Here is an 18028-nt window from a genome sequence, read left to right as displayed (position 1 = left end):
CAACAGCCTGAGAAATTCCATATACTAATTTGGTTAAAATTGGTATGCTATTTTCAAAGAAAAATTTTGGAGGGGGATGAGAAAATGGCAATTGATCGCAAAGTTATTGAAAGAGAAGATATTAGAAGATCCAATAAAGAATTTTATTCACTGAGGGATAAGACCGTCCAGTTATATACACTACCAGAAATGAATTATCTGAGCAGTACGGGGGTTGGCGAGCGAAATATTTATGCGATGTATGATTATAGGGGAATATGGATGATGGGCCGATTTATCAATAGAGTTAAGCATTACACGGTACGGGATCTCAATAAGAATTTCAGTAGAATGCCCATGGAGCTGGAATGGGGGGATCCGTTTAAAGCAAACATGTGGGTTCCTGAATACATAGATCAAATTTTATTTAATAACACGGTTGCAGATTTAGTTGAACGGTTTGGAGAAATGGATTATACATTTGAGCTAGTGATGCTACCACAAAGGCGTTGTGCTCAGTTTCTACATCAAGGAAGTTATGAGGAAATTCAGCAATCTGAAGTGGAGTTACTTCGTGGTATCGAAGCGCAAGGCTATAAGCCCAAAGGAAAATGTCAGGAAATATTTATGAACCATCCCCATTGCAATCCTCCAGAAAAACTTAAGATCCTGCTTAGACACGAATTAGCGTAATGGAGCAGGTTTTAGGGATGATCTTTATATAATAAGTCCAAAGAGATCAAGTCCCTCATAGGTAAATAGAATCGAGCAGCCCCATGAATTTACTCATGGGGCTGCTCGATTCTAAATTATAAGCATATAAATTCCACCCAGTATATTTTTCAAGTATATATTTAATTCCCATAAATTAACACCTGTATTTTTGATAGATAACCCTGTATAAAAGTTATTCATCTATCAGGTAATAAGCTTTACAATATTCATGTAAGCAGTTAAAGTACAATGAAAGCGATTAACAGGCGGGAAATGAATAAGTTTAGATTAGGGAATGCTAGCTGTATAAATGATGCCTTCGCAAATGGAAGGCAGATGTTGTCCATCAGTGAAATGGATAGCGGTCCATCGGACCTGTAAAAATCACAAAATGAATAAATATAATGGAGGAGTGCTATATTATGCCAAAGCAACTAATTGCAGTCGTGCCAAGAAAAGCAATTATCGAGGAATACGAAGAAGGAATTGTAAAACCAAACCAAGTAAAAGTTAAAGTGGAGAGTGCTTCTCCAAAGCATGGTTCTGAATTAGCTGGGTTTCGTGGGGAAAGCCCACATACTGCGGATTATTTCGATGAAGAATGGAATATGTTCCTGCCTAGACCACCTCAAGATGCTGAAAAATCAGGCGGTGGCGGAAAGTGGAATTTAGGAAATCAATGGGTTGGCGTGATTGTAGAAGTAGGTTCTGAAGTCAAGGATTATGTTATGGGTGAGCGAGTTTGCAGTTATGGCGGAATTAGAGAATTTCATATTGTGAATGCAGTAGATAATTATTATTTAAAGAAGGTTCCTGAAGGAATGAGCTGGAAAAACGCGGTTTGCTTCGATCCTGCGCAATTCGCATTAGGCGCAATCCGTGATGCACAAGTCCGCGTAGGCGATCGTGTTGCGATCTTCGGGCTAGGTGCGATCGGCCAAATTGCCGCACAAATCGCAAAAGCGGCCGGTGCAAGTTATGTAGCCGTAATCGATCCTATCGAGATGAGACGTGATGCAGCAATTCGCAATGGAGCAGATGCTGGCTTTAACCCTGTGACCCAAGACGTCGGCTTAGAGTTAAAGAAGGCAACGAATAAACTGGGTGTAGACGTCATTATTGAGACAAGCGCCAGTGAACATGCGCTTCAGCAATCTTTACGAGGATTAGCATACGGCGGAACAATTGCATTCGTTGGTTGGGCTAGAGCATTTAAAGGTGGCTTGGATTTAGGCAGAGAAGCACATTTCAACAATGCAAAAATAGTATTCTCACGTGCATGCAGTGAGCCTAATCCGGATTACCCAAGATGGAGCTGGCGCCGTATTGAGGATGTTTGCTGGGATATGTTGAAGTCAGGTCAAATCAATTGCGACGATATCATTTATCCAGTAGTGCCATTCGAACAATCTGCACAAGGTTATGAAATACATGTAGACCAAAGTCCAGAACAAAGCATTAAGCTTGGAGTCAGCTTCTAATAAAGATTATGGACAATGATGTATAAGGGAGGAATTAGAGTGGATGGACAGTTGAATTTTCTGCTAAGAAACGCAGAGCTGGATGTAGTGGAGTTCGATGTGCATCAGCGGAAAGAAATGAAAACCTTTAATCGAACCCTCCCTTATTATGTCATGTCGTATCATAAAAAAGGCAGCGCTAAATTGCGTGTTGGCAATCAAATTCACACAATTACACCGGGAACCGTCATATATATCCCGCCTAACGTGGAGCATGACCATTATAAGGATTCCCATGAGGAAACCGAATTTCTATGGTGGCACTTTACCTTTCAAATTGTGAACGTGATGGATGTAATGAAGTTATTTCAAATTCCAATCGCTTTCCGGCTGCACAATTCGGAATATTTTGAACAAGTATTTGAGCAATTTATAACTTCTACATCACGAAGCAGTTCACTGCCATCCAGCATATTAAAACAGGCTAAAGCTTTGGAACTGTTGTACATTATATTGGACAGCGCCTTGGGTAAACGGGACCACATTTCATTTAACACTCAATCGCTCAGCTTTCTCGATCTACTATCGCGAATTGTTCAACACCCAGAGGAACAAATTTCATTGCAAAGCTTATCGGAAGAGATGCATATGCATCCCACCTACATTTGTAACCGCTTTAAAGAACTATTCGGAAAATCGCCCATGCAGGTACAGCGAGAGATAAAGATGCAGAAAGCAAAAAAACTGCTGGAATCAAGCGAAATGACGATAACCGAGCTTTCACAAGCCTTGGGATTTAGTGAGGTACAGAATTTCACGCGGCTATTTAAAACTTATGTCGGCGTTTCACCTACGCAATACCGAAACTTAAATATTAAATGGAGGTTTATTAAATGAAATTAGCTACGCAAGATCGAGGTTTCCTTGGGAAGACATATGAAGAGAAATTATTGAAAATTCAAGCCATTGGTTTAGAGGGGCTAGAAATCGACGGGAAAAATTTAATCAACAGATTTGCCGAGATTAAACAAGCTGTCTTAACAACAGGTGTGCCCATTAGCTCGATTTGTGGAGGTTACCGCGGTTGGATTGGAGATTTTGATGCAGAGCAAAGAGCACTTTCTATCCAAGATATTGGTGAAATATTAAAGTATACAGGGGAAATTGGAGCAGCAGGCGTGATTGTGCCGGCCGCATTTGGCATTTTATCGAAAAAGCTTCCTCCTTTTACTTCACCACGCAGCGCAGCTAATGACAGAGAGGTTTTGCTGGATTCGCTCGGGCAATTGAACATTCTTGCAGAGTCTGCTGGCAGCCACTTATTGCTAGAGCCATTAAATCGCTATGAGGATCACATGATTAATCGGTTGGATGAAGCGGGAAGTTTAATAGTTGAAGGCGGCTTTAAAGCAGTCAAAATCATGGCTGATTTCTTCCATATGCAAATAGAAGAGCCTGATATCTCAGCTAGCTTGCGGAAATCGAGCGACTTAATTACCCATGTACATCTTGCTGATAGCAACCGGCTGCAACCAGGCTTTGGACATATGGACTTCAGAACGGGCTTCCAAACATTAAAAGAAATCGGTTTTACCGGATTTATGGCTGTAGAATGCGAGCTTGCTCCTGGGGATGAAGAAACTGCTTATATCGAAATGGTTCGTTATTTGAAATCTTGCCTTAATTAATTTATTACAAAAAAAATATAAGGTGGAACCAATTATGAAAACTATTAATCCAGGGCGCTTTACAAAATCAATGTCACTTGCAGTCCTATCTTTAAGTGTACTTTTAACTGGCTGTTCGAGTTCAGGCTCAAGCTCAAGCGCAACAAAAATTGTGCTTAAAGTGCCAGATGCGGAAATTTGGGGAGAAGAAAGCTCTGCCCTTCAAGTAATGTATGATCTGTATACCAAGGATCACCCGGATATTAAACTGGAGCAGGTGATGATGACGGATGACCAAGCTATGTCTGCCGCATTACTTTCCGGAAAAGCGCCTGATATTATGGTTATGGATCCATCTGTTGCTAAGGAACGTTATAAAATGAAATATATTGAGCCTATGGATGCTTATTACAAAAAGTATGAATGGGATAAGGATATGTTCCCGTGGGCTAAAAACGCATTCGTAGACCAAGGCAATGTTATCGGAATTCCATGGAATTATGAAGGGCTAATCCTTGTATATAATAAAACGATGTTCACTGAAAATGGTTGGAGTGCTCCGAAAAACTATAATGACCTAATGCAGCTTGTACCTAAGATTAAAGCGGCGGGAATTATGCCATTTGCATGGGGGTCATCGGATAATCCAGGAGTGGATGACTGGTGGGTAACCAGCATTGTTAATAGTGTCTTGGGTCCTGATGGGACTAAACAATTATATTCTGGAGATAAGAAGTGGACAGATCCTGTTATTGTTGAAGCGATTCAAAGATATAGTGATTTCTGGAACGCTGGTTATATTACGGATAAGAAATCCCATGCGATTTCCCAAGAAGACAGCAGCCAATTGTTCTTTACTGGTAAAGCAGCAATGAGATTGGATGGAACTTGGAGCTTAGCAGCAGAGAATAGCGGCAAATTTGAAGTGGATTTCGCAGCTTTCCCAAGCTGGAAGGCAGATGGAGAACCCGTTATTCCATTGGGAGTAGGCGGCGGATTGGTCATTAACGCGAAATCAGCGCATAAAGATGAAGCGGCTGACCTGCTTAACTATTTCTTCAAACCTGATGTTGTTAAAGCAATGGCGGAGCATGGTATTCCAGAACCGATTACAGCGGATTACAGTACGATGAAATTGAAACCAAGTGTTTCCAAAGCGCTTAACTTAATTAGCGATACCATTAGCCAAGGAAACTCCGGGTATGTGGCTTGGTCATACGGTCCACCAAGTGTAGTTCAAGTGTTGGAGTCGGATTTCGCGAGTGTGTATTTAAAGAAGACGAGTGTAGAGGATTGGCTTAGTAACCTGCAGAAATTGAAAGAAAAAGATGTAGCAGAGAATAGAATTTTTGATTTAACCAATTATTAAAATAAAGGTTTACGGAATGCTCGTAATTGATTTATTCAAAATTACGAGCATTCAAATATGACAATGAATGTGTAAAGGAGTGATCGGTTTGTCATCCATCACCAAGAAAAAAGGAAGCATCTCCAAAAGATGGTTTGGTTGGTATTTCATTATTCCCGGCTTATTATTTCATATTTTTGCGGTATCCATTCCTTCTTTGATGTCCTTATATTTGCCCTTTACGGAATGGAACGGCTTAAATGTACCTAAGTTTATTGGGTTAGATAATTTTGTTGAGGCATTTCAAGATAAAGTGGTAGGGATAGCATTTATCAACAACATCAAATGGGCGTTATTCTGGATAACCATTCCTATCATTTTTGCTTTTATTCTTGCTTATTTGTTAGTGAAGGTTAAAAAAGGGCAAACCGCTTATCAATCGATTTTCTTCTCAACATCGATCATTACAGTAACCGTTGCTGGTCAAATTTGGTTTTGGTTATATAATCCATTCAGTGGAGTCAACCATTATTTAGAAAAAACAGGACTAGATTTTCTGTCTATACCGGGTTTGACAAATCCTTCTCTAGCGTTGTATTCCGTATTGTTTGCTGACATGTGGAAAGGTTTTGGCGGAAATGTTATTTGGCTGCTTGCGGCCATGTCTCAGCTCGATAAATCCATGGAAGAAGCAGCAAAAATTGACGGAGCAGGACGCTTTAGAATTTTATGGTATATTATTATTCCGCAGCTGCGGCCAACCTTGGTTATTATTACGTTACTGACCGTTTTAAACGCATTTGGCGCGTTTGATATGGTGTATGTTATGACGGGCGGCGGACCCGCACATGCAACAGAAACATTGTCTACTTATTATTATTCATTAAGTACTACGGGAAGAAGAGCTGGCTATGCATCTTCCATCGCCTTGTTCCAAATGATGATTGCCATTGTATTGATGATTGTTTATGGAGTGCTTAAGAAGAAGAAAGGGTGGGATGTTTAAATGAAATTCAATTGGCGCCATATCCCTTTGAGTTTAGTAGCCATCTACTCTTTATTTCCAATGGTTTTGTTGGTCTTGAATTCGTTTAAGCAAAAAACGGAGATCATCACAAATCCATTGGGGTTTCCGCTTCATTGGACCATAGATAATTTTCTTAAGGCATGGGATAAAGGCGATTACAGTACGGCTTATCTAAATACAATTATTGTAACGGGAATAACTGTTCTGCTAACCTGTGTTATATGTGGGTTAGCTGCGTATGGAATTGCCTTTCTAAAAACGCCAGGTTCTGGTTTGCTATTAGCCTACTTGTTTATTTCTATGAGCTTGCCGGTTGGATTTATCCCGATCTTTTTTATGGCAGTCAAATTAAATCTGATCAACAACTATTGGGGAGTAATAATCCCTTATGTTGGCGGCGGCTTTGCCTTTAACGTATTCTTGCTTCGCGCCTTTATGTTGGGGATCCCCAAAGATTTGTTAGAATCAGCAACGGTGGATGGATGCAGTCCAATGCGGTCTTTTTTTGCAATGATTCTGCCGTTGGCTAAGCCTGCTTTTGTTGTAGTGGCGATATTCACTACGTTAGCGACCTGGAATGAGATTTTCTTATCGAATGCTATCCTGCAAGCGGATCATTTAAAAACAGTATCTGTAGCTTATTTGAACTTCAGCAGCAAATATGGCACGAATTGGGGACTAATGGCTGCGGGTGGCGTAATGACGGTTATTCCAATGATCATTCTGTTTATGTTCATGACGAAAACATTTGTTACTGGCTTGCAAGAGGGCAGCGTAAAATTCTAATAGCTAAATTTAAAGAAGATTAAAGGTAGCCCATTGATGAATAAACGTGCAAAGGTTCATTAATTCAATGGAGGGACATAATGCCTAAACAACTAATTGTAATTGAACCTAGAAAAGCTGGGTTTAAAGAATATGTCGATGCCGCAATCCAGGAAGATCAAGTCAAAGTTAAGGTCGAGTATGCTGCGCCTAAACGTGGAACAGAGTTAATGGATTTCCGTAACGAAACTCCGAATCTTGTTGATGCATATATGGATGAATGGAAGGCATATATGCCGCTGAAGTATAAGCCTGAGCGATTTGGCGGTTGGCCTTTAGGCAATCAATGGGTGGGTATTATTACAGAAGTGGGAACTAGCGTATTGGATTACCGGGTTGGTGAACGGGTATGTGGATATGGCGGAATTCAGGAAACCCATGTTATATGCGCGGTAGATAATTATTATCTATTGAAAATGCCGCAAGATATGAGCTGGAAAAGCGCTCTTTGTTTTGACCCCGCCCAATTCGCGTTAAGCGCGATTCGTGATGCTCGGTTAAGAGTTGGAGACAGGGTGGCGGTAATTGGATTGGGGGCAATCGGTCAATTGTCAGCCCAGTTGGCTAAATTGGCAGGAGCTAGTTATGTGGCGGTTATTGACCCTATTGCTTTAAGACGAGAGATTGCGCTTCGTACGGGTGCAGATGCGGCATTCGATCCTGCTTCGCAAGACGTCGGTTTGGAGCTTAAAAAAGCTACTAATAAACTTGGTGTCGATATTATCATCGAGACGAGTGCAAGTGAACAAGCGCTTCAGCAATCCTTGAGGGGATTGGCTTACGGAGGCACTATCGCTTATGTAGGGCTGGCTCGTAAATTTAATGGCGGGTTAGATCTTGGCAGAGAGGCCCATTTCAACAATGCCAAAATTATATTTTCACGTGCTTGCAGCGAGCCAAACTCAGATTACCCAAGGTGGGACTGGCGGCGAATAGAAGAAACCTGCTGGGACTTCTTATGTACAGGCAGACTCCAATGCGATGAGATCATAGATCCTGTTGTGGCATTCGGTCAATCGGTAGAAGGTTACGAGGAGTATGTGGATCAGCATCCAGACAAAAGCATCAAATTAGGTGTAACCTTTGTATGATTTCTATACCCAAGTTGAATGAGAATAAGCTGTGAATCCTTATTACAAGGAATCACAGCTTATTCTCATCTCTAAAACATTAAATTCTATAATTCATCCGAAATGCCTTTGGTCGAAATCCAGTATGCTTGGTGAAGCAGCGAATAAAAAACGGGAAGGATCCAAAACCGGAATCCTCGGCAATTTTACCGATTTGTTCATTTGTATGAATGAGCAGAAGCTTAGCTTGATCAACACGATAACGTGTAATAAATTCAAGCGGTGTACAGCCGTATACTCTTTTCATACAGAGCGAAATATAATTTGGATGGAAATGCAGCCTTTCTGCTAATTGGGAATAGGAAATGGGGCTGCGGTAATTTTCGCGTAAAAAAGAAGCAGCCTGCTCGGCAATGACGATATGCGGTCTATTCTGAAGAATCCGTTCGCCTTCGGTAAGTTTAAACAGCAGCTCCTGAAACAATACCTGCTGCTTCCACCTATCCGAGCTTAATGGCTGAGCTTTGAGCAGGTTTAATTGTTTCATTAAACTATAGCTGAGCTCTGGTGTATACAAGTCGCCAAATTGCGGAATAAAGCATGAAAACTGTTCCAAAGGGGAATAAACATCATCTTGATTCGGATAGATAAAGCTGGCATGCTCCGAAAGCTCATTCCAGCTGCCTAATGTTTGAAAATGAAGCCAAAAGAAGTGAGTAGTCATCTTGCAAGCACGAAGCGATCTATGGCTGCGGTCAGGAAGCAGCAGTAAATATTGACCGGCTTGTACCTCGTAATTTTTTTCCTCTTCCGCCATATGCAAACTACCTTGAGTCACTAGGATGAAATCAAAAACACCAATCTTATTTCTAGCTGCATGAGAATCGCCATTGTAATAAGTATCTTCACCGCAAGTGATATAATGCGGCATCGGTGGTGACATGAATTGAATAATCGACATTTGTTCTCCCTTGCCTTACAAATTAATAATAGTTTAACCCGCAGATTCATTTTAGGCAAAATAATTTAGTGAAATTAAGTATTATCGATAAATGATTATCAAATATATGTTGTGATTGGATAAAAACTCGCTGTGATTGGATATGCTCTTTAAATGAAAGTTCAGGTATACTTGGCTTCAAAAGGAGTGAAACCAATGACATTAGTGAAAACAGCCTTCGAATCGCTTCCCTTGAGGAGCATTAAACCATTGGGGTGGTTAAAGGATCAATTACGTATTCAAGCAGACGGTTTAACAGGACATTTAGGGGAGCATTGGGCTGATGTTGGACCCCAAAGTGGTTGGCTTGGTGGAGAAGGTGAAAGCTGGGAACGTGGTCCTTATTATGTAGATGGCATGCTTCCCCTTGCTTACTTATTGGAGGATGAACGGTTAATTGCTAAGGCTAATAAATGGGTGGAATGGACCTTGGCCAGCCAGCAAGAGGATGGCATGTTTGGACCGAAGCGCATTAATACCGTGAATAATGATATCAACCATAATCATGATTGGTGGCATTACATGATCATGCTTAAGGTGTTAATGCAGCATGAAGAGGCGACAGGAGATTCACGGATCGTTCCTTTCTTAAACCGTTTCTTTCAATTTGTGCACCTGAACATTGAGAAACAACCGTTATTTTCTTGGGCCGAAGCACGCGGTGCAGAAATGCTGTTATGTATTTACTGGCTGTACCAACGCTCGCCGAACCCAACATGGCTTGAACTTGCACATATAATAAAGCAACAAACCATCGATTGGACAGCAGTTTTTGCTGACTTTCCTTTTTGGCGAAAGGTTGAGAGCTGGGATCACAAATCTCACGTCGTTAATGTTGCTATGGGTTTAAAAGCACCTGGAACCTTCTATCAATTATCCGGTGACCCTAAGGAGCTGGATGCCATAAATAAAGGAATTAAAAGCCTAATGAAATTTCATGGGCAAGCTCACGGCATGTTTTCCGGTGACGAATGGCTTTCGGGAACGAATCCAAGTCAAGGTGTTGAACTATGTGCTGTAGTTGAATATATGTTCTCGCTTGAAAATTTGGTGCGGATTTATGGTGTAGGCCAATTTGGCGATATTCTAGAGAAAGTGGCATTTAACGCACTTCCAGCGGCAATATCAGCGGACTGGACCTCCCATCAATATGATCAGCAGGTTAATCAAGTCATGTGCAATGTAGCCAAGAGAGACTGGAGTAATGGAGCGGATGCTAATGTATTTGGACTTGAACCCCATTTTGGCTGTTGTACGGCAAATATGCACCAAGGCTGGCCGAAGCTAGCTTCACATCTCTGGATGTCTGATGGTAATGGTGGCTTAGCGGCAGTTTCTTATGCTCCTTGCCTTGTGAGGACTAAGGTTGGCAATGGGAGCGATGCAACACTTGAAGTCAGTGGAGGCTACCCCTTCAATGAAGAAATTACAATGAAGCTTACCCTTTCCTCAGCCGAGCAGTTTGCCTTGTCTCTGCGAATTCCCGCATGGTGTGATAAGCCAAGCTTGTTGATCAATAATGTTAGCGTCACATTATCAATCGTGAATGGGTATGCGAGCATCCAACGTCATTGGCTGGATGGCGATACAATTCAATTGTTTTTGCCGATGGAGGTAGTTACTCATTCGGCTCATAATTTTGCGATCCAGATTAATCGAGGGCCATTGGTTTATGTATTGCCTATAACAGAAAATTGGCAAAAGATCGTTGAGAGAGCGAAATTCCATGATTGGGAGGTTTATCCGATGAGTCCGTGGAAATATGGCATTTCCTCTGAGGCGAGCTTCGAAGTGGTTGAGGGGATTATACCCAAGCAACCTTTCGAAGCAGCCAACTCACCTATTAAACTGCGAACAAGTGGCCAATTGATTCGAGATTGGAGAATGGAAGGCAATAACGCCGACACACCGCCCATCCACCCTAATGTAGATGGGCAAGCGGAACAAGAGCTTTTACTTGTTCCTTATGGCAGCTCAAGGTTGCGGATTGGGGAGTTTCCGTTGATTGGGAAGAGGCAATAAAGGAGCTCACCAAGAATAATCCAAAATATAGAGCCTGATAGCCCTTAAGCAAAGGGATTAACAGGCTCTGTTATTTACCAGCATTGAAGATAGTACATTGGTATGTAAACAGAACGCGGAAAACGTCAACGCCAACGGGTATAATTTAGCTTTCCCTAAGCTTAAAAACACAATAGTCCTGCTGGTCAATCTGAGCTAGTATAACCTGTTCAAGTTGAATATCGCTATGCTTAAGGATTATCTCCATCCATTGTTTGTTTTTCTGAATTTTTTTTAAGTTTTCCTCCATAATTACACCATCAATAATACATAACTGAGGAATACCGCGTGATTTTTTGGAGATATTCATATCTCCTCGTGTTATAGATAAGCTGTCAGCAATTTTTCTAATGGATAAAGAGCCATCTGTTTCAAAAAGTGCAAATTCAATCTCATCGATATAAAATATATCTTTTTTCCGCAAAAGCATCATAAGTTCGTTGATTGTTAAACGGGCTTTTTTTAAGTTATCCATAAAAATTTGACCGTCCTTGATGATTAACAGTGGTTCACTGTCCAATAATTTTCTTCCTATAAGGCTTTTTAGAGAGATGTAATCCGCAAGCAGCCCCAGAGCAGAGAATAGACTTAAACCAACTATCCCGTAAAACAAAGTTACTTGATTATTGAAAATAAGGTTACCGCCAATAGAGCCAAATGTCACTCCAGCTACAAAATCAAAAAAGGTAAAATGGGAGATTAATTTCTTTCCAATAATTCGAGCCCAGAATAATAATCCGATGAACGCAATTACGGTACGCAGAAGAATTTCAATTAGCGACATTTTGTTACCTCCACTTGTGCTCGTATTATTGCCACATAATAACCGATATATTACATTAATAATTCGGTAAAGTGGTGGGTCAATAATCTTCGCAAGTGGACGGTTACAGTATAAATAATAAGCTTTAATATAGGGAATATAAAGATATAGTACTAAAGGAGGTCAATCAAATGGATGTTCCTACATGGGTTTGGATTGTTTCAGGAATTGTCATTATCATCGTATGTTATATAGCCATATGGACGACGAATAAAGCTTATTCGAGAAAATGGGAAGAGCCTGAGGAGATTCCTAGTATTGAAAAGAGGCAGGTGCCTTAATGTATAGAGAAACAGACTAAAAGGGGAAGTTCCATCTTGAATATGCAGAATGTATCAGCAGGTATCTTGTCCGCTCTAATGACCTGCACGGGTGGTGCGATCCTCGTAATTAAATGTGCGGAAATGGCTGGGCTTAGTCGATCTGAGCTTATTTCATGGTTATTCATTGTTTATTTTGTTGGCGGTATCTTAAACTTAGTGCTTTCTATTAAATACAGAATCCCGTTTGGTGGAGCCCATTCGATTACGGCCGTTGCGTTCCTTAGCACTGCTGCAGTTCATTTTACGCTAAATGAACTAGCTGGCAGCTTCATTGTTGCAGGAGGGCTTATCGCAATATTTGGGTTTTCAGGCTTATTTAATAAAGTTTTAGACTTTATCCCCAAACCTATGATTGATGCCATGCTGGCAGGACTTGTTCTGAAATATGTGGTTGATATTGTTCCATCCTTTAAAGCATCTCCATTTGTTGGGGGAATGGCGATCTTGGGTTTTTTTATTGTGCCCAAAATCTCCAAATCATTTCCTCCTTTGTTGGGAGTGCTAATTTTTGGTATATTGGGACTTTTCATCGGCTACGATTTTCCTATAATGCATCCAACAGCTTTTAGTTTACCTCAAATAATAACACCATCGTTTACTTTTAACGGGTTTATTTCAATAGCTTTTCCGCTAGCTGTTTTAGTTCTAAGTAATGATATTGCAGTAGGTTTAACGGCGCTGAAGAATAATGGCTATAAGCCTCCAGTCAATAAAGTGCTTATTTTTTCAGGTTTAGGCACGTTTTTTGTTGGTTTTTTTGGAGGGCATGCTGTGAACATAGGGGGGATGATGACTGCATTATGCAGCAGTGAAGAAGCGGGTCTGAAAGAGAAAAGGATAGTAGCCGCCTTGGTATCAGGGGGCCTAGTAGCCTTATTCGGCTTATTCGCTTGGAAGGTGATCGTTATTATAGAGCTGCTGCCAGCTTCTTTTATTACTATGCTCTCAGGGTTTGCGCTCTTGGGAGTGCTGTTAAACAGTCTGAAATCCGCTTTTTCTGTACCCGCTTATCGTTATTCAATCTTGTTTGTTTTTATCATAGCTATCTCTAATATATCATTTTTAGGGATATCTTCTCCAGTTTGGTCTTTGCTCGTAGGTGTGATTTCGGCAAAAATTCTCAGCGAGGGAAAGCTTAGCTTGAAATCAGTTGAATAGCCTCTTTCAGTAGCTTTAACCCTGGGATGATATCGTCAATGTGAGGCCTTGCAAAGCTTAAACGGATACTACGATGGTCAGATCCATATACACTGCCTGGTACATGAATAACCCCGCGTTTTATTGCTTCGTTAAGCAATTTGAAATCATCGAATTCACGATTTATGTTGCACCATATGTTAAGTCCTCCTTGTGGAGGCGTAAACGTAATATAGTCAGGCAAAATGCTCTGTAAGCCTTGAATCATGTGATTTCTTTTATGTAATAAAGCCTGGCGTAAAAGGATAATCTGCTGCTCAAAATGCCCATCCTTAATAAATTGGTTCGCCACCCATTGTGGAATACCGCTCAAGCCAAAATCCATTTGCTGCCTCGCATCGGTTAACCGGCTTACGACGGCTTGAGGGGCAATCAGCCAACCGATCCGCAAGCCAGAAGCAGCAATTTTGGAAAGCGATCCTATATATAAGACATTGCCGGATGTGTCTAAAGATTTCAAAGTAGGAGGCGGATTGCCATCAAATGCGGTTAAGGTAAACGGGTCATCTTCAACAATTGGGATGCCCAATTCAGCGGCGATTTCGAGTAATCTTATTCTACGCTCTGCAGAGAGGATTCCGCCAGTTGGGTTTTGAAAGTTAGGGTTAAGAAATAGCATGCGTATGCGGTGTTGTCGGTGTAATGTAATGATATCCTCAGGATTTATTCCGTGTTCATCTACAGGCAGTCCGAATAAACGGAGCCCGGCTGATTGAAACATAGGTAAGGAATAACAATAAGAGGGATCTTCAATTGCCACTGCATCACCAGGACTTAGCAGACACTGAGTAATTAAATACAAAGATTGCTGCGAGCCAGAAGTTATTAGAATCGAAGAATCCGTGGTGTTAATATTAAGCTGCTGAGCAAGAAAAGAAACCAAGCTTTCTCTAAGCGGTGAAAAACCCTGTGGATCCTCATACCCAAGCTGTTCTTGAAACGGCTGTTTTTGCATAAGGTGACGAATAATTTGATTGGGAAATAAGTCGGCAGATAGTTCACCACTGGCAAAATCTATGATTCTCTCGCCTTTTCTAAGTTCCTCCCGGATACGGCGGATGAAGGGCAGATTAGGTAAAAAGGTTCCACCCTCCACATATTGCTTCCAGTTAGGTGTTTGAGAAGGAGTAATCCCCCATTTAAGCTTGCTGACTTTTGTGCCGCTGCCCTTAACGCTTTCGACAATACCGGAAGCGCGAAGCTCATCATAAGCTTGTAAAACTGTACTGCGATTCACTCCAAGCAGATCAGCGAGCTTCCTTTCCGAAGGCAGAATACTACCCGGTGGAAATTCTCCGAATGAAATACAACGTTCCATATAATCCGTAATTTGCTGATAGATCGGTTTTTTTGCTGCTCTATCTGGTTTCCACATGTAAGTTCATCATCCTTAGCTAGAAATGAAAAAGAATCACCTTCTAAAATAGTTATCGGAGAATCACCGTGATTCTTCCATAGCCTAGTTTAAAAAGTAATCCTATAATAATTAATTAACGTTGTTTGGCTATTTATTGCCTTCTTTTGCACCGAACATTTCACCTGCATAGAATACTCCCAAACCATAAGCACCGCCATGATCTTTCGCAATGGTAAGTACCTGAGTATAGGTAGCTTGGTTTGCCCAGTCTCTCTGCATTTCAAGTAAATATTGCAGCCAAGTCAGTGGCACCGCACCAGCCTGAATCATCCGGTTCACAGCCATGTCATGCGCCTCGGGGCTAACACCACCGGAAGCATCGGAAACAAAATATACCGTATACCCTTCATCCAAGGCTGAAAGAACAGGATCTACCAAGCACACTTCTGTCCATAGTCCAGCCATCACAATTTTCTTTTTATTGAAGCTTTTTACCTTATCCGCGACGCGTTGATCCTCCCATGGATTCATAGTTGTACGGTCGATTGGCTGTTGATTGGGAAAGACAGCTTGAATTTCTGGGAAAATGGAGCCGCTAAAGGTTTTAGCAGATACTGTAGTCAAAATGGTAGGAACACCAAATAACTTGGCTGATTTAGCTAATCCTGTAACGTTATTACGCAGCTCTGTTATGCTGTGCGATTTTACTGCAAATGCCATTTGGGGCTGATGGTCAATCAACATAAGAACATGATCAGATGCCGTTAGTAATTTCGGGGAAGCATGTCCCGTTGGCTTAATTTGTGCACCCTTGGAAACGTCTGAAGCCAGCTGTCGGAGTTTGGAATCCGTTCCTGGGTTGGTTGCTGGTGCTGATTGACTTTGCTCGGACCGTATCATCTCCTCTGATATGGATTGAGGTTGGATTTGGGTGGCATTGGTGCAAGCACTTAAAGCCATCATTAAAGCTAAAGTAAAGAATAGTTTAAGTTTCATCCAGAGTGTGGGCACCTCTCTCTAATATTATTTAATTCCATATTAGAGTGTACTCGGTGTAATATAATATACGAATAATTACTTGGTTCTTTTTAACATTCAATTCTTCTGATTTTTTAGCAATGCGATAAGCTCGGGAGCATTCTTCCAGAGATGAATATGTGAATCTGCATAAACAATGGCTTCATCGTCATCGCCAAAACCAACAAAATCCGGAATGTCACGAGGGATGGCTTTTTTGCCGTTTAAGTATTGCGGTAAGTGTTTGTTTCTACTAATGGCCGCGTTTAATAACTTGGTCAGCTTAGCGGTAATGCCATTAAGTCCATATTCTGCTAAAACACGGTCAAAGCTTAAACCAGCGCCGGTATCTTCTTGAAATTTTTTATGCAAAGATGAGGCTTCTTTCCATTGCTCTGTTTCCAGATAAGAGAGTGAGAGCATTTCACGTACACATTGGTTATCGTTTGGATTCAGTTCAAGTAAATCCGTATAATGCAGAATTGCTTCATTATCTTTTCCCATTTGAGAGCAGGAATGAGCATAACCTAGCTTTGCTCGCATATAAGGACGTGTGGAAGTAATTCCCCAAAAGTGACCTTTGTTTTCTTTGAAAAATTCGGCGCTGATTTCTCTCTCCCCAGCTAGCATTCCTTGTTCATAGTATTTTGCGGCTTCTTTAAGGGTTCGCGCATCAGTTTCGGCTAGTATATTATAGGCATCAACACTATTGGGATAGAGCTCTAAAGCCTGTTTCGCCATTTGAGTTCGTTTTGTTGCTGAGGGCTCGTCCCAAGCTGCATAAAGAATATCCTGTGCTTTTCCTTTTGCCGAAGGACTCTTTCTAGCTTTCTTTGGTTTGGGAGCATTAAGCTGATTATTGATAAATGCGTTGGCTTCTTCAAAGGTTTCAAAATCCTGGTCTTCGAGCAAGGCGCCGAAGGATAGTAGTTCTTTCTCCATGCCCAATCGGCTTGGAGCAATCGCGACGGGAGGCTGGGTTACTCCAAAGTTTTTCATTTCGGCGATCTTTTCCAATGCATATGTCATAAGTTGAGTCGAACGTTGTGTGATGGTTCCAGCGGAAACATTGTATTTCTCTGCTAGCGAGGAGCGGGTTACATCTCTACCGTGCAATTGGCTGAGCCAATATTCAATTGCTGCGGGATAAACACCGGCCTTTTTAATCCCAGGTTCTTCGTCATTAGAGAAATCATTCCAAAGCTGAATAGCTATAGATATTTCCTCAGCAGTAAAATCATTTAAGCTATCTACCATGTAGATGGCTTCCATTTTGTAAAGTTCATTCTTCCAAGGCAAGGTGTTATGAATCAATATGCTCAAATTCATCGGGCCGACATGAGCCTCGGGGGATGCTGCAATTCTTGTGATATTGCCAGCCTCATCCTTGGACAAGCAGCATTTTTTATATTTATTGCCACTTCCGCAATGACAGAGATCGTTTCTTCCGAGTTTTTGCATGGGTTACTCCTAACAAAAATTTATAGTTGTTTCTAAATTCCTTATCTATTTAATATGTATTATAAACAATTTGGTATCTCGCAGACAAGAAAAGGGTGGATTACTTAGAATTGTTTTTTATTTTAAAGTTTTGGCTTGATAGCCGAGTTTTTAAGTGTTACTTTAAAACCTAAGAAATTATATGTTTGATGAGCTGTTCTTTTTGGACTGTTGAGTCGGAATAAAGCGGTGGCGCCGCTTTAAATCGAGCGATTTTAGTTTGTAGAGCATTTTAAAGCGGCGGCGCCGCTTTAAATCAAGTGAATCTAGCTTCTAGAGCATTTTAAAGCGGCGGCGCCGCTTTAAATCAAGCGAACCTAGCTTCTAGAGCATTTTAAAGCGGCGGCGCCGCTTTAAATCAAGTGAATCTAGCTTGTAGAGCATTTTAAAGCGGCGGCGCCGCTTTAAATCAAGTGAATCTAGCTTGTAGAGCATTTTAAAGCGGCGGCGCCGCTTTAAATCAAGTGAATCTAGCTTGTAGAGCATTTTAAAGCGGTGGCGCCGCTTTAAATCAAGCGAACCTAGCTTCTAGAGCATTTTAAAGCGGCGGCGCCGCTTTAAATCAAGTGAACCTAGCTTCTTGAGCATTTTAAAGCGGTGGCGCCGCTTTAAATCAAGTGAACCTAGCTTCTAGAGCATTTTAAAGCGCCATTGCCGCTT

At 41.2% G+C, this 18028-nt stretch carries 17 protein-coding genes; 11 read left to right on the top strand and 6 right to left on the bottom strand.

The window, feature by feature from the left end; translation table 11 throughout:
- The first annotated feature begins 84 nt into the window (after positions 1-84).
- From EHS13_RS27555 to EHS13_RS27520, 8 genes are all read left to right on the top strand, one after another.
- The gene (locus EHS13_RS27555) at positions 85-672 is read left to right on the top strand and encodes a GyrI-like domain-containing protein (RefSeq protein ID WP_155703461.1); all 588 of its coding nucleotides are present in this window, start codon (positions 85-87) and stop codon (positions 670-672) included.
- Between the two features lie 443 nt (positions 673-1115).
- Complete coding sequence (locus EHS13_RS27550) at positions 1116-2174, top strand: zinc-binding dehydrogenase (protein ID WP_155703460.1); 1059 nt, start codon at positions 1116-1118, stop codon at positions 2172-2174.
- Between the two features lie 39 nt (positions 2175-2213).
- Positions 2214-3050 (top strand): helix-turn-helix transcriptional regulator, encoded by an 837-nt coding sequence (locus EHS13_RS27545; protein WP_162463280.1) that lies wholly within the window; start codon positions 2214-2216, stop codon positions 3048-3050.
- Positions 3047-3841 carry a sugar phosphate isomerase/epimerase family protein gene (locus EHS13_RS27540; protein WP_155703458.1) on the top strand — a complete coding sequence of 265 codons (795 nt, stop codon included), beginning with the start codon at positions 3047-3049 and terminating at the stop codon, positions 3839-3841. Before EHS13_RS27545 ends, EHS13_RS27540 begins: the two co-directional genes overlap by 4 nt.
- A gap of 34 nt (positions 3842-3875) precedes the next feature.
- Entirely contained in the window at positions 3876-5189 is a 1314-nt protein-coding gene (locus EHS13_RS27535) for an ABC transporter substrate-binding protein (protein WP_155703457.1), read from the top strand.
- An 88-nt stretch (positions 5190-5277) separates the two neighbouring features.
- Entirely contained in the window at positions 5278-6174 is an 897-nt protein-coding gene (locus EHS13_RS27530; RefSeq protein ID WP_162463279.1) for a carbohydrate ABC transporter permease, read from the top strand.
- Positions 6175-6981: a carbohydrate ABC transporter permease gene (locus EHS13_RS27525; RefSeq protein WP_155703455.1), complete on the top strand. Its 807-nt coding sequence runs from the start codon at positions 6175-6177 to the stop codon at positions 6979-6981.
- A gap of 80 nt (positions 6982-7061) precedes the next feature.
- Positions 7062-8111, top strand: coding sequence for a zinc-dependent alcohol dehydrogenase (locus EHS13_RS27520; protein WP_155703454.1), 1050 nt, complete (start codon positions 7062-7064; stop codon positions 8109-8111).
- A gap of 79 nt (positions 8112-8190) precedes the next feature.
- Here EHS13_RS27520 and EHS13_RS27515 read toward each other — a convergent pair whose 3' ends face one another.
- Positions 8191-9051 carry a helix-turn-helix transcriptional regulator gene (locus EHS13_RS27515; RefSeq protein ID WP_155703453.1) on the bottom strand — a complete coding sequence of 287 codons (861 nt, stop codon included), beginning with the start codon at positions 9049-9051 and terminating at the stop codon, positions 8191-8193.
- Positions 9052-9246: 195 nt separating this feature from the next.
- Here EHS13_RS27515 and EHS13_RS27510 point away from each other — a divergent pair, with 195 nt between their 5' ends.
- Positions 9247-11112, top strand: coding sequence for a beta-L-arabinofuranosidase domain-containing protein (locus EHS13_RS27510; protein WP_155703452.1), 1866 nt, complete (start codon positions 9247-9249; stop codon positions 11110-11112).
- 145 nt (positions 11113-11257) lie between these two features.
- Here EHS13_RS27510 and EHS13_RS27505 read toward each other — a convergent pair whose 3' ends face one another.
- Positions 11258-11935, bottom strand: a complete 678-nt coding sequence (locus EHS13_RS27505; protein ID WP_155703451.1) for a DUF421 domain-containing protein — start codon at positions 11933-11935, stop codon at positions 11258-11260.
- A gap of 170 nt (positions 11936-12105) precedes the next feature.
- Between EHS13_RS27505 and EHS13_RS36470 the strand changes: the two genes are divergently transcribed.
- Positions 12106-12255 (top strand): hypothetical protein, encoded by a 150-nt coding sequence (locus EHS13_RS36470; RefSeq protein ID WP_193571449.1) that lies wholly within the window; start codon positions 12106-12108, stop codon positions 12253-12255.
- Positions 12256-12297: 42 nt separating this feature from the next.
- The gene (locus EHS13_RS27500) at positions 12298-13455 is read left to right on the top strand and encodes a benzoate/H(+) symporter BenE family transporter (RefSeq protein WP_155703450.1); all 1158 of its coding nucleotides are present in this window, start codon (positions 12298-12300) and stop codon (positions 13453-13455) included.
- On the opposite strand, the gene pdxR is transcribed toward EHS13_RS27500, so the two are convergent.
- From pdxR to EHS13_RS36945, 4 genes are all read right to left on the bottom strand, one after another.
- A complete protein-coding gene (gene pdxR, locus EHS13_RS27495; protein WP_155703449.1) occupies positions 13433-14869 on the bottom strand; it encodes a MocR-like pyridoxine biosynthesis transcription factor PdxR in 1437 nt (478 codons plus the stop codon). The two genes, EHS13_RS27500 and pdxR, sit on opposite strands and share 23 nt — an antisense overlap.
- Before the next feature lie 129 nt (positions 14870-14998).
- Positions 14999-15595: a hydrolase gene (locus tag EHS13_RS27490; RefSeq protein WP_227014065.1), complete on the bottom strand. Its 597-nt coding sequence runs from the start codon at positions 15593-15595 to the stop codon at positions 14999-15001.
- A gap of 351 nt (positions 15596-15946) precedes the next feature.
- Positions 15947-17329: an SEC-C metal-binding domain-containing protein gene (locus EHS13_RS27485; protein WP_155705529.1), complete on the bottom strand. Its 1383-nt coding sequence runs from the start codon at positions 17327-17329 to the stop codon at positions 15947-15949.
- A gap of 363 nt (positions 17330-17692) precedes the next feature.
- On the bottom strand, positions 17693-17854 hold the full coding sequence (locus EHS13_RS36945; protein ID WP_155703448.1) for a hypothetical protein: 162 nt from the start codon (positions 17852-17854) through the stop codon (positions 17693-17695).
- Between the last annotated feature and the right edge of the window lie 174 nt (positions 17855-18028).

It is taken from the genome of Paenibacillus psychroresistens (genome assembly GCF_009728935.1).
Lineage (GTDB): Bacteria > Bacillota > Bacilli > Paenibacillales > NBRC-103111 > Paenibacillus_AC > Paenibacillus_AC psychroresistens.
This window is presented reverse-complemented; position numbering and strand designations above follow the sequence as displayed.

Excerpts from the sequence above, each read along its gene's own strand:
- EHS13_RS27525 (WP_155703455.1), top strand. The coding sequence starts at position 6,175 with ATGAAATTCAATTGGCGCCATATCCCTTTGAGTTTAGTAGCCATCTAC.
- EHS13_RS27520 (WP_155703454.1), top strand. The coding sequence starts at position 7,062 with ATGCCTAAACAACTAATTGTAATTGAACCTAGAAAAGCTGGGTTTAAA.
- EHS13_RS27550 (WP_155703460.1), top strand. The coding sequence starts at position 1,116 with ATGCCAAAGCAACTAATTGCAGTCGTGCCAAGAAAAGCAATTATCGAG.
- EHS13_RS36945 (WP_155703448.1), bottom strand. The coding sequence starts at position 17,854 with ATGCTCTACAAGCTAGATTCACTTGATTTAAAGCGGCGCCGCCGCTTT.
- EHS13_RS27490 (WP_227014065.1), bottom strand. The coding sequence starts at position 15,595 with ATGTTGATTGACCATCAGCCCCAAATGGCATTTGCAGTAAAATCGCAC.
- EHS13_RS27540 (WP_155703458.1), top strand. The coding sequence starts at position 3,047 with ATGAAATTAGCTACGCAAGATCGAGGTTTCCTTGGGAAGACATATGAA.
- EHS13_RS27500 (WP_155703450.1), top strand. The coding sequence starts at position 12,298 with ATGCAGAATGTATCAGCAGGTATCTTGTCCGCTCTAATGACCTGCACG.
- EHS13_RS27485 (WP_155705529.1), bottom strand. The coding sequence starts at position 17,329 with ATGCAAAAACTCGGAAGAAACGATCTCTGTCATTGCGGAAGTGGCAAT.
- pdxR (WP_155703449.1), bottom strand. The coding sequence starts at position 14,869 with ATGTGGAAACCAGATAGAGCAGCAAAAAAACCGATCTATCAGCAAATT.
- EHS13_RS27505 (WP_155703451.1), bottom strand. The coding sequence starts at position 11,935 with ATGTCGCTAATTGAAATTCTTCTGCGTACCGTAATTGCGTTCATCGGA.
- EHS13_RS27515 (WP_155703453.1), bottom strand. The coding sequence starts at position 9,051 with ATGTCGATTATTCAATTCATGTCACCACCGATGCCGCATTATATCACT.
- EHS13_RS36470 (WP_193571449.1), top strand. The coding sequence starts at position 12,106 with ATGGATGTTCCTACATGGGTTTGGATTGTTTCAGGAATTGTCATTATC.
- EHS13_RS27510 (WP_155703452.1), top strand. The coding sequence starts at position 9,247 with ATGACATTAGTGAAAACAGCCTTCGAATCGCTTCCCTTGAGGAGCATT.
- EHS13_RS27535 (WP_155703457.1), top strand. The coding sequence starts at position 3,876 with ATGAAAACTATTAATCCAGGGCGCTTTACAAAATCAATGTCACTTGCA.
- EHS13_RS27555 (WP_155703461.1), top strand. The coding sequence starts at position 85 with ATGGCAATTGATCGCAAAGTTATTGAAAGAGAAGATATTAGAAGATCC.